14 protein-coding genes are annotated in these 11429 nt (G+C 56.0%); 13 read left to right on the top strand and 1 reads right to left on the bottom strand.

All coding sequences use genetic code 11. From position 1 onward, the window contains the following. The first annotated feature begins 1 nt into the window (after position 1). The 9 genes from HS103_05225 to HS103_05185 all read left to right on the top strand — a co-directional run bounded on the left by HS103_05225 (position 2) and on the right by HS103_05185 (position 7831). A complete protein-coding gene (locus tag HS103_05225; protein MBE7512202.1) occupies positions 2 to 646 on the top strand; it encodes a sigma-70 family RNA polymerase sigma factor in 645 nt (214 codons plus the stop codon). Then, positions 643 to 1095: a hypothetical protein gene (locus HS103_05220; protein ID MBE7512201.1), complete on the top strand. Its 453-nt coding sequence runs from the start codon at positions 643 to 645 to the stop codon at positions 1093 to 1095. The genes HS103_05225 and HS103_05220 overlap by 4 nt, the downstream gene beginning before the upstream one ends. A 143-nt stretch (positions 1096 to 1238) precedes the next feature. Further along, entirely contained in the window at positions 1239 to 2381 is a 1143-nt protein-coding gene (locus tag HS103_05215) for a ketoacyl-ACP synthase III (GenBank protein ID MBE7512200.1), read from the top strand. A 272-nt stretch (positions 2382 to 2653) separates the two neighbouring features. Further along, positions 2654 to 3094 carry a VOC family protein gene (locus HS103_05210; GenBank protein ID MBE7512199.1) on the top strand — a complete coding sequence of 147 codons (441 nt, stop codon included), beginning with the start codon at positions 2654 to 2656 and terminating at the stop codon, positions 3092 to 3094. Between the two features lie 26 nt (positions 3095 to 3120). Then, entirely contained in the window at positions 3121 to 4002 is an 882-nt protein-coding gene (locus HS103_05205; GenBank protein MBE7512198.1) for a VOC family protein, read from the top strand. A gap of 406 nt (positions 4003 to 4408) precedes the next feature. Continuing rightward, a complete protein-coding gene (locus HS103_05200) occupies positions 4409 to 5212 on the top strand; it encodes an alpha/beta hydrolase (protein MBE7512197.1) in 804 nt (267 codons plus the stop codon). A gap of 158 nt (positions 5213 to 5370) precedes the next feature. Next, positions 5371 to 6135: a carbon-nitrogen family hydrolase gene (locus tag HS103_05195; protein MBE7512196.1), complete on the top strand. Its 765-nt coding sequence runs from the start codon at positions 5371 to 5373 to the stop codon at positions 6133 to 6135. 5 nt (positions 6136 to 6140) lie between these two features. After that, positions 6141 to 7313 carry an MFS transporter gene (locus HS103_05190; GenBank protein MBE7512195.1) on the top strand — a complete coding sequence of 391 codons (1173 nt, stop codon included), beginning with the start codon at positions 6141 to 6143 and terminating at the stop codon, positions 7311 to 7313. Further along, positions 7313 to 7831: a nicotinamide-nucleotide amidohydrolase family protein gene (locus HS103_05185; protein MBE7512194.1), complete on the top strand. Its 519-nt coding sequence runs from the start codon at positions 7313 to 7315 to the stop codon at positions 7829 to 7831. Before HS103_05190 ends, HS103_05185 begins: the two co-directional genes overlap by 1 nt. 9 nt (positions 7832 to 7840) lie before the next feature. On the opposite strand, the gene HS103_05180 is transcribed toward HS103_05185, so the two are convergent. Beyond that, positions 7841 to 8518, bottom strand: coding sequence for an HAD family phosphatase (locus HS103_05180; GenBank protein MBE7512193.1), 678 nt, complete (start codon positions 8516 to 8518; stop codon positions 7841 to 7843). A 306-nt stretch (positions 8519 to 8824) separates the two neighbouring features. Between HS103_05180 and HS103_05175 the strand changes: the two genes are divergently transcribed. The 4 genes from HS103_05175 to HS103_05160 all read left to right on the top strand — a co-directional run bounded on the left by HS103_05175 (position 8825) and on the right by HS103_05160 (position 11407). Continuing rightward, positions 8825 to 8995, top strand: a complete 171-nt coding sequence (locus HS103_05175) for a type II toxin-antitoxin system HicB family antitoxin (protein ID MBE7512192.1) — start codon at positions 8825 to 8827, stop codon at positions 8993 to 8995. 59 nt (positions 8996 to 9054) lie between these two features. Then, entirely contained in the window at positions 9055 to 9276 is a 222-nt protein-coding gene (locus HS103_05170; protein MBE7512191.1) for a type II toxin-antitoxin system HicA family toxin, read from the top strand. Positions 9277 to 9383: 107 nt separating this feature from the next. Further along, positions 9384 to 10190, top strand: a complete 807-nt coding sequence (locus HS103_05165) for a DsbA family protein (protein ID MBE7512190.1) — start codon at positions 9384 to 9386, stop codon at positions 10188 to 10190. Between the two features lie 137 nt (positions 10191 to 10327). Next, complete coding sequence (locus tag HS103_05160; GenBank protein MBE7512189.1) at positions 10328 to 11407, top strand: membrane dipeptidase; 1080 nt, start codon at positions 10328 to 10330, stop codon at positions 11405 to 11407. Positions 11408 to 11429 lie beyond the last annotated feature (22 nt).

The following is an 11429-nucleotide window of genomic DNA, read 5'->3' as shown; positions in this document are numbered from 1 at the left end:
TATGACGATTTCTGAGGGACGGGACTACACCGCCACCGATGACTCGACGCTGGTCGCTTGGGCGCGGGAGGATAAAGCCGCGTTCGGAGCGCTCTACGAGCGGTACGCGAAAAAGGTTTACAACTACATCTACTATCGAACGGGCAACCACCATGACGCCGAAGACCTTTCGGCGCGGGTTTGGCAACGCGCCCTCGGACATATCGAATCGTATGTTGAGCGAGGGCTGCCCTTTCAAGCGTGGTTGTACCGTATTGCACATAACCTTGTGGCGAACTGGCATCGCGATCAGCAGCGGCGGCGTGTTGTCCCCTTGGATGAATTTATCGCCTCTCGCCTGCGTACCGATGCCCCCGAAGCGGCAGCAGAAGCGCAAGACGAGGAGCGGCGCTTGTTGGAAGCCTTCCGTGAACTGCCCGACGAACGCCAGCAGTTGATCGTGCTGAAGTTTGTCGAAAAACTCTCCAATCAAGAGATCGGCGCAATCATGGAACGTAGTGAAGGGGCGATTAAGTCGCTTTACCACCGGACGCTGCTGACCCTGCGGGAGGCAATGCTCCGCCACGAAGCGCCAGAGACACCGGAGACGGAAGACACGCAGCGGCGTCCCTCAAGGCGGGAGCGCCGCCGGGGAGATGCAGAATGACGACGACTATCACACCGCCCACCGCCGATCCGAATGAGACGCTGCTCACCTTATTAGCAGAACATGCGGACGCATTGGCGGCGGGAAACACCAGCACCCTCTTGGAGGTTGCCACCCTCACCCTGAGCGAACGCGCCCTGTTTGGGATCGCAGAGGCGCTCCATCGGGCGCTGCCCGGTGTTGAACCAAACCCCGAATTTCTGGCAAAACTACGCCGCGATTTGCTAGAGGCGCTAAGGGCAGAAAAAAGGGGACTGCCTGTTTTGGCGTGGCTTTCGCGCTGGCGCAACCTGCCAACGGGTTACCGCATTGCGGCGGGCGTGGGCGGTTTGACCATCGCCGCTGGATTGACCCTCCTCGGCGTTCGGCGGGTGATTGACGCAGCGGGCAAAATTGCCCCTAGCAGCGAAGGTGATCCGGCGCTGGCACTCAATCCAGCCAACGGGTAACGCAGCTACGACACAGCCCACATAACCACTGAGGGAAAGAAGGGCGCAGCGCAGGGTGCGCCCATCCTCGTTCAGGACTGAGCCTCAAAAATGATTCTTCCAAACTGATCGCTATTTTATGGGAATTGAAGGGGAAGCACGACATGCCAGAACGCTACGCAAAAATTACGGGATGGGGGAAATACGTCCCGGAGCGGGTGATTACCAACGCCGATTTGGAAAAGATGGTTGAGACGAGCGACGAATGGATCACCTCGCGCACAGGGATCAAAGAACGCCACATTCGGGCGGACGGCGAACAATCTTCCGATTTATCGGTGAAATCAGCATTGAAGGCATTGGAAGTGGCGGGCTTGAAGCCCACCGACCTCGATCTGATCATCGTTGCCTGTTCCTCGCCAGATTACCTTGTCCCCGGTGTGGCGACGATTGTTCAGGACAAACTTGGCGCAAAGTGCGGCGCGTTCCAGATTAGCTCTGGGTGTTCGGGGTGGGTCTATGCCCTCGTCGTGGGAACACAGTTCATCACCTCTGGGGCGATGAACAACATCCTCGTCGTGGGGACGGATGTCGTCTCTTTTGGAACAGACTACACAGATCGTGGGACGTGTGTCCTCTTTGGCGATGCCTCCGCCTCAGTTATTTTGCAGACAAGTGACCAACCCGCTGGCGTGATGACCTTTGAACTCGGTTCGGATGGGGCAGGGATCGAACATCTCTACGTTCCCGCTGGCGGCTCAGCACTACCCATGCATGGCAACCATGCCAAAATTGAGGCGGAACATCTCAGTTTTCTCAAGATGAACGGCACAGAGGTATTCAAATTTGCTACACGGACTCTTGCCGCCTCGATGAAGCGCGTTATTGACCAAGCCGGGTTGCTCCCCGACGATGTTCAATTGTTCATCCCCCATCAGGCAAACTACCGAATCATCGAATCAGCCGCCCGCATGATGCGCCAGCCGCTTGAGAAATTCATGATCAACATCCATAAATATGGGAACACCTCAGCGGCGTCTGTACCATTAGCGTTTGTGGAGGCAATTGAAGAAGGGCGCTGCAAACCCGGCGATAAAATCAGCATGTGCGCCTTTGGTGCCGGGCTGACATGGGCAAGCGCCGTCGTCCAATTTGGCGTTGGGGAGTTCACCCCCGCCCATACCCTCTTTAGTATCGGGCGAGCGCGCTATCTTGCCAAACGGACGGCAGGGCGGCTGCAAGATACGCTCCAACAATTCCTCTTGAACATGCAGATTCGCCGCATGGACGCCAAGAAAAAACGCTGAAAATAACCTTCGGTAAGGGAGAGGCGCACGGTCTTTGCGCCTCTCTACCATCCCCCCTCGCCACGCTGTAAATGATCTCTGTTTGATTACCCCTTTTTCCCTCATCCCATCATCGATACGCTTGACAATTAGACCAAATGTTTGTATAATTAAAACATCTGTGACGCGATGCGCGGCTCCATTCACAATATAAAGAACGTCTGAGCGCATGTGGGCATAGATTAGGGTCATCTAAGGTGGTTATCCACCCATTACCGATGGAGGAAACGACAATGGCTCATGTAAGTACCTATCTTAATTTCCCCGGAAAAACGGAAGAAGCATTCACCTTCTACCGCAGCGTTTTTGGCACAGAGTTTGAAGCGCCCATTCAATATATGCGCGATATTCCCCCCCATCCAAACAATCCGCCGATTTCCAAAGAGCAAGAGGGTTATGTGATGCATGTGTCCCTACCAATCACAGCCGGACACCGCCTGATGGGAACGGATGTGTTGGGAGCGGAACGAAACCCGCTGATTATGGGAACGAATATCAGTATCAGTATCGAACCAGATACACAGCAAGAAACGGAACGCCTCTTTAACGCCCTTGCCCAAGGCGGCAAGATTGATATGCCCCTCAGCAAGACGTTCTGGAACGCCTATTACGGGGCGCTCACCGATCAATACGGGGTGCAGTGGATGTTTAACTGCCCGCTCAACACGAAGTAATTCCGCTTGCGAAAAAGGATTCTCCCATGACCAAAATCGTCCCCCATCTTTGGTTTGATAAACAGGCGAAAGAAGCCGCCGAATGCTATGCCGCTGTGTTTGATGATTCCCGTGTGCTGAGCGCAGCGACGCTCTCTGATACCCCTTCGGGAAATATTGAGATCGTAAACGTTGTCTTGTGTGGGCAGCCCTTTCAATTCCTCAGCGCCGGACCGTTGTTCCAATTCAACCCGTCCATCTCCTTTCAGGTGGATTGTGCCACCAGCGAGGAATGTCAACGCCTGTGGAGCGCCCTTGTCGAAGGCGGGGCGGTGTTGATGCCGTTGGGGGTCTACCCCTTCAGCGAACAGTACGGTTGGCTGCAAGATCGTTACGGCGTCTCATGGCAGATCGCGCTGATCGCTGGGGCAAAACAAAGGATTACTCCCACCCTCATGTTCACCGGCGCACAGCACGGCAAGGCAAAGGAAGCCATAGATGTGTACACCGGTCTATTCCCCAACGCCACGCTGCTCAGCAGCGTCTATTACGGAAAAGATGCGGATGCCCCGGCTGTGGAAGGGACGGTCAAACACGCCACCTTCACTTTAGATGGGTTGTCCTTTGCCGCCATAGACAGCGCCCACGATCACGGCTTTTCCTTCAACGAGTCGATCTCTTTCATGGTGTACTGTCAAACCCAAGCCGAGATCGATCATTACTGGAATGCCCTTTCCGCCGTACCAGAAGCAGAACAGTGTGGCTGGTTGAAGGATGCCTACGGCGTGTCTTGGCAGATTGTCCCAGAGGCGATGGATGCCATGATGTCCGATCCCGATTCGGCAGCCGTTGCGCGGGTTACGGAAGCCTTCCTCGCCATGAAGAAGTTTGATCTGGCGGCACTCGAAAAGGCATACACGGGGGGGTAAGTAGGGGCGTATTGTATGCGCCCATTTCCATGCGCCCGCCGCTGAAGCAGTAGGCTAAGGTTGACCATCCCTCCGGGGCTTGAAAGCGAATGATGCCCTTCCCACATTCGTTTTAAGCCCCAAGAGCGCCCTGCAACAAATTTCTTATCGTCTGCGTAAACCCTAGACAGAATAAGATCACAAACCCCTTCCCTGCGCGGAGTCCAAGCCGTTAATGCACGGAGAAGTGTTTGTGATCTTCTCTAATCCTGACAGGTTTGCAGCCAGAACGCAACCCTATAGAGGGTGGTAGTTTGATAAGGTAAGCCGCCAAGTGGTGGTTGCCGTCCGCCATTGGAATGACGTAGAATTCAGTGACCTATAGTAGGTTGTTTCCCTATTCCCAAAGGCGTGATCGCCATCAACCATGTCCATCCAGCACCTCAATGAGATCGATATTACCTACGACACCTTCGGGACGGTAAGCGGAACACCTCTGCTGCTCCTGCATGGGGCGTTTCTCAGCCGCCGCCAGTGGGCGCAGCAAGTCTATGCCTTCGCCACCCGTTACAAGGTGATCACCTGCGATCTGCGAGGTCACGGTGAGTCGGGGCGCTCGCCAAACACCTATGCCCTTCCCCTGTTTGCTGATGATGTCAGTAAACTGATCGCCGCACTCGGCTATGAACGGGTGATTCTCTGCGGGCATAGCTTCGGGGGGATGGTTGCCCAAGAGGTGGCGATCACTTTTCCCGCCCAAGTAAGCGCCCTGATCCTTGCTGAAAGCCATTCGGGAATGACAAACACCTTCCCCGGAACCCTCCGAACGATGCTTGGATGGTGGCTGACGGCGTTGATATCCGTAGAGCGGGCGGCGCACAACATGGCAGACCAACACGGCAAATATGCGCCGGAAGTTGCCGAATACCTGCGCCGTGAGATCAATGTTCATGCCCGCGACAAAGTAAACTACCTCAACATTCGCCGCGCCGAGATTGCCTTTAGCACAAAGCACCGGCTAGAGTCCATCGAAGCGCCCACTCTCTTGCTGGCGGGGGAATATCACCCAACGACGCATAAGCTGATCTCCCAGATGAGACGTGAGATCAAACAGGCTGTGGTGAAGATTGTTCCCAATGCCGGCTACCTTGTAAATATGGATAATCCAGAGGGATTCAACCGCGCCGTGTTGGAATTTCTGGAGGGGTTGAGCCGACCACGCATACTCTAAGGCGCTGATCAGTGGCAGAAACACGCCCTGTAAGGTGACTCGCACACTTGTTACCCTTTCTCCCCACCCGTACTAATTTGGGTACAATGTTCCTTAGAAAATCAGGTTTGATCATTGCAGACGAGGATAGACAGACAATGCCGACTCTTACCGTAAGCATGGTGCAGATGAACATTAAAGATGGCGACCCGCGCAAAAACTGGGCAACCATGCAAGAATTATGTCAGGAAGCAGCGCGGCGCGGCGCGGAGTTGGTGGTTTTTCCCGAATTATGGGATAACGGGTACATGCTGGACAAGGCAAAGGAATTCGCCAGCCCCATGGCGGGCGGGTTGTTTGCCCAAGTGGGGGCGTTGGCAAAACAACTCAATATCTTCATCTTGGGGTCGATGCTCGAAAAACGTGGGGTCGGTGTCTACAATACCTGTGCTGTCTTTTCCCCTCGCACGGGGACGATGGGCGCGTACCGCAAAATCCATCTCTTTGAGCCGCTTCAAGAACCGCTCTACCTCAGCCCAGGCGAAGCGCCGCTCAGTGTTGACCTTCCCTGGGGAACAACGGGGATCGCCATTTGCTATGATTTGCGCTTTCCCGAACTCTTGCGACGCTATGCCGTTGAGGGGGCAAAAGTTCTCGTCTTGCCCGCCGAATGGCCACAGGCGCGGATCAACCATTGGCGAACCTTGCTCCAAGCCCGTGCCATTGAAAATCAGTATTTTGTGATCGGCTGCAATCGGGTGGGCGAATACAATGGGACGGTATTCGGCGGACACTCGATGATTGTTGACCCTTGGGGGAATCTTGTTGCCGAGGCAGGCGAGGGCGAGACAATCATCACCGCGAAATTCAACACCGATATGGTGGATGAAGTTCGACAGAAGTTGCCCGTTCTGGGGGATCGCCGTCCGAGTTTGTATTCGTAACGCCCGTGCCAATTTTTGTACGGGATCGATTCACCTGGTTGGGCTACCTTCTGACGGGCTACCTTGCCTACATGCAGGCGGTGATGACTCCGGCTGCCCGCTTCCTTAGCAGCGAAACTGGCTACAGCTATACGGAACGCAGTTTGCACTTGGGGTTAGCCGCCTGTGGGGGTGTCCTGATCGGCTTGGTAGGAGATCGCCTCACGGCGCGGGTGGGGCGTTTCGTCGTTTTGTGGGGTGGGGCGGCGCTCATGCTGGTGGGTATGCTGATCGCCGTGTGGGGGATGACCCTTCCGGTGACGCTTGGTGGGGCGCTGCTCTCTGGGTTGGGGGGCGCCATTCAATTGATCACCATTCAAGCTGCCTACTCCGATCTGCACGGTGTGCGGCGCTCCTTTGCCCTCACCGAGAGCAATATCATCGCCAGTTTCACCGTGCTGTTTGCCCCCGTCCTTGCCGGCGAGTTGCAGCGGGCGGGAATTGGCTGGCGCGGTGCGATCTACCTTCCGGGGATCATCGTTGCCTGTATTGCCATCGCTTTCTGGCGGACTCCTATTCCCCCTATACAGGGCGAGGGTTCGTCCCCTCAGGCGGCACGTCGCCTACTTCCCTTTCGCTTTTGGCTGGCGGTCACCGCCAACGGGGTTGGCACAGCCGCCGAATGGAGTACGATCTTTTGGGCGTCGGAATTCCTCGAAAAAGTGGTCGGGTTCGCCGCCATTGACTCGGTGACGCTGCTCTCCTTGTTTTTTCTGGCGATGCTTGCTGGACGATTCGTTGGCAGCCGCCTTGCCCGACACTATCCGCCCGCCCCTCTTTTTGTTGGGGCATTTCTCCTCGCCCTTGTGGGCTTTCTGCTGTTGTGGCAAGCCAAAATACCCACCCTCAACGTGATCGGTTTGTTCATCACCGGCTTGGGGATAGCCAATCTCTACCCACAAGGCGTTTCACTCTCTTTGGAAAGCGCACCCGGACAGGCAAACACCGCCAGCGCCCGCAACACGCTCTTTGTTGGCATGGCCATTTTCACTGCCCCGCTTATCCTCGGCGGGATTGGCGATCAGGTCGGTATTTTCAATGCCTATGGGTTCGTCGTCCTGTTTTTGGCGGTGGGGGCGGCGTTAGCGTTGGCAGCGTTTGTATTGGTTCGCAGAGAGAATCGTGGAGGGTTTGTCTGATGTCCGCTGGAGACCTTTTAGAACAGGTGGTTGCTCAACCGCTTCTCGCTCGCAACTTGACCATCGCCCTTGCCGAATCCTGCACGGGGGGGCTGATTGCCCATCGTCTGACGAATATTGCCGGAAGTTCTGCCTATGTGTTGGGCGGCGTCGTCAGCTACAGCAACGAGGCAAAGATCGCCCTTTTGGGCGTCAGCGTCGATGATCTGGGGCGGGAAGGGGCAGTCAGCGCAATCGTGGCACGGCAGATGGCATCTGGGGCGCGGCGGACGTTTGGGGCGGCGGTGGGGTTGAGCGTCACCGGCATTGCCGGACCGGGCGGCGGGACGCCCACAAAACCTGTTGGTCTCACCTATCTGGGCATCGAAACGCCTGATGGGGCAAAGGTGATTCGGCGCGTGTGGGAGGCAGACCGCGAGGGAAACAAAGCCGCCTCTGCCCAAGCCGCGCTGGAGTTGTTGGCGGCATACTTGGCGGGGCGGCTGGATCAGGTTGATACAGGCATAGAGAGTGCCTGAGGCGGGACATCAGAGCGCCAATAACGCCTCAGGGGTTATTTCGTCTAGGCGCGTTAGGGTGAGCGCCACCGTCGGACGCGCCAATTGGATTGTCAGCGGACCCGGCACCGCCACCACGCGCAGTCCAGCGGAGAGCGCCGAACGCATCCCCGTTGGCGAATCTTCAATGGCAAGGCAGCTTTCGGCGGGCAGTCCCAAACAGGCGACCACCGCCTCGTACATATCTGGCGCTGGTTTCGGCTTGCTCACATCGTCACGGGTGTAGACACAGGTGAAATACGAACGCAAGCGAACATGAGTCAGCCAATGCTCCACCCAGGGACGATCCGAGTTCGACGCCAACCCAAGCGGAATGCCCCGCGCTGCGACTGCCTCAATAAGTTCGCGCACGCCGGGGAGGATCGGCTGCGCAGCGCACAAGGCAAGATAGCGGACGTGCTGTGCCTCGCGCTCGTGGGCGGTGAGCGGTTTTCCCGTCAGCCGTTCGAGGTGGCGCTGTGGATCAAAGACATCGGAAACGCCATCTATGGTGGCGAACCCAACGCGCTGCTTCCAAAGATCAAGGCTGACATCCAGCCCGTGTCGCTGATAAACCTCGCGCCAAGCCTCGTAATCGGGGGTTTCTGTATCAATGATTGTCCCGTCCAAATCAAAGACGACGGCGCGAAGGGGTGTGTTGCCACGCATGAGAGAGTGTTCCTTTCCGGCGCAAGTCTACGCGGATTGTTCGATTTATACCAGACTCAACCGTATTTCTAAGAACGTTTTCCAGATGAGCCGTACCGCGTCCTTTTTCCGTGCTACAATCATCTTCAATCCGCTCCCTTCCTACAGCATTTTTCAAAGAGAGTGACCCCTTAACCGTTGACAGCCCCACTTATCATCATATACTTACCAATGGGCTAGGCGGTGGTAATCCAGGAGGAAACATAACGACGCTCGCCCGTCTTATAAGAAGGCTGGTTGCAGCCCAACCAGTGAGGGTACTGCAATATGCGCCAGATCGTCCTCTACCCCGATCCCGAATCCAACTTCTGGATTGCTGAATGTCCTAGCCTTCCCGGTTGTGTTACCCAAGGCGAAACCTGCGAGGACGCCATCCGCGCTATTCAAGATGCTATTCAGGGCGTAATTGCCGTTATGGAAGAGGCTGGTGATTGGTGATCCCGTCCCTCTGGAAACCTATACCACCCTTCTTATGGTTGTTCCGGTAGGCTGATTCCTTGCCTCCACTTCCCGTAATTTCAGGGGGACGTTGGGTTAAAGCGTTAGAGAAAATCGGCTTTCTCAGCGTTTGTCAAACAGGCAGCCATATCATTGTGCGTTGTGCTGAGCCTCTCACCACCATTCCTATCCCCGATCATAAAGAACTCGCTCCGGGTACCCTTCGATCCATTATCCGTCAGGCAGGGCTGAGCATCGCTGAATTTATTGCCCTTCTTTGAGAGGCGTCTACTCTCCAAACATTCATCCTGATTTTTGCGCATGGTTTGCTATACTTTCCCTCACCTTAAATTCACTATTCCAACGAAGGACGTTCAGCGAAAACCCTATGACAGCAAAAGGGAGCGCAGCCCCCCAAAAGAAACCCATCAGTGACAAGAAGGCAGCCGCCGAGCGCCGCCGCAAGCAGCAGCAGCAGCAACGCACTATCGTCGCCAGCATCATCGGCTTTGCCGTCCTCGCCGTCGCCGTGATTGTGATCTTGATCCAAAGTCGCCCTATTGACGCCACCATTGATGAGACAGTCGAGGCGGAACTGACCGCCATCACCAGCAAAGAAGGTTTCACGGGCAAAACGGAGCAGGGCTTTTTCTTCATTGGCAAAGCAGATGCACCCGTCTTAATTGAAGAATTTTCGAGCTTTTCCTGTCCGGCGTGCCTCAGCTACCACGAAAACTACTTCAAAAATCTGAAGGATAAAATCGAAGCAGGGGATGTCAAGTTTGTCTATATCCCCCTGTGGACGTTCGGCGGCTTCAATTCTGAGAACATGGCACGAGCGGCAATTTGCGCCGGAGAGCAATCCCCGGCAAAGTTTTGGGAGATGCATGAGGTCATGTTTGATTGGCAAACACGCTATGCCAGCGGATCGAACGACAGCCGTCGGCTTTCCCTTGCGGCAGGGCAGCTTGGCTTGGATACCAGCGCCTTTGATCAATGCTTGGGCAGCAGCAGCACGAATGACCGCCTAAAAGCCTCCGAAGACGCGATGAAGGCACGTGGCGTCAACGCTACCCCCACCGTGTATGTGGACGGTGAAAAACTCTACCCAGAGACGGCGAACGGTCAGAGCGGACCCTCGCTCTCGCAATTGCGCGGGATCATCGAAGCAAAGGTTGCCGCCAAACGACAGTAACCCCTTTCTAAGAACATAGGGCGATCCACCAGATCGCCCTTTTCTTTACCCACTAAAGGCTTTAGTGACATACCTCCTATGCCTAAATGGAGAGGTTTTACGGCGCAGAGAGATAAAAAGTAGAGAGATAAAAAGTAATGTCAAACGACCCACACATTATTCTTGATGCCCATCTTGATATTGCCTGGAATGCCGATCTTTTTGGGCGGGATTTTACCGAGAGTGCCCTCAGCAAACGCACCCGCGAAGTTGGCAGCGAGGTGGAAACCTACCTCGGCGGAGCGACGGTGGGACTCCCCGAAATGCTTTTAGGGCGGGTGGGGATTGCTTTTGGAACGATCTACACGCCACCCGCCAATTCCAAACTTTCACGCGGGCGGGGCTACGAAACCCCCGGTCAGGCGCATACGCTAGGGCTGACCCAAGCCGACATCTACCACAAGCTGGCGGACAGCCACCCCAACATCGCCCTCATCCGCACCCAAAAGGAACTTCAAAACGTCCTCGATTCGTGGGCAGAGGGAGTCCCCCTCACCGATCACAAAGTGGGCATTGTCATCCTCATGGAGGGCGCTGATCCGATCCGCGAACCGAGCGAAGTGGACTTTTGGTATGAGCGCGGGGTGCGCATTATTGGTCCGGCGTGGGGCGCGACGCGCTACAGCGGGGGGACGGCATCCCCCGGCGGCTTGACCCCGCTAGGGCATGACCTGCTCTCGGTGATGAGCCGCTACAAGGCGATCCTTGATTTGAGCCACATGGCGGAGGAGGCTTACCTTCAGGCGGTAGATCGCTATGAGGGGCAGATCATCGCCAGCCACAGCAACCCGCGCCGCTTTTGCGAGAGTGACCGCCACCTTTCCGACGATATGGTCCGCCGCCTTGCCGAACGCGATGGGGTGATGGGCGTCGTCATGTACAATCGCTTTATGTGGCAGTTGAGCGCCACCCCCGACAAAGCCGATGCGCCTATGACGCGCATTGCCGAGATCATCGATCACATCTGCCAAGTGACCGGCTCAGCACGGCACGTGGGCTTGGGGTCGGATTGGGATGGCGGCTTTGGGATGGAGCGTATTCCAGCCGAGATGGATACCATTGGCGATTTGCGCTTGCTGCGCCCGCTTTTGGCGGGGCGTGGCTACAGCGACGCCGATATTGGGGCGATAGAGCGCGGGAACTTTCTCCGTGTGCTGCGGGCGGCGCTTCCCTATTAACGAATAACAGGACAGTCTCTTG

Source organism: Anaerolineales bacterium, assembly GCA_015075625.1.
GTDB lineage: Bacteria > Chloroflexota > Anaerolineae > Aggregatilineales > UBA2796 > UBA2796.
Note: the sequence above shows the minus strand (reverse complement) of the source record. Positions and strands in the feature narration are given on the sequence as shown.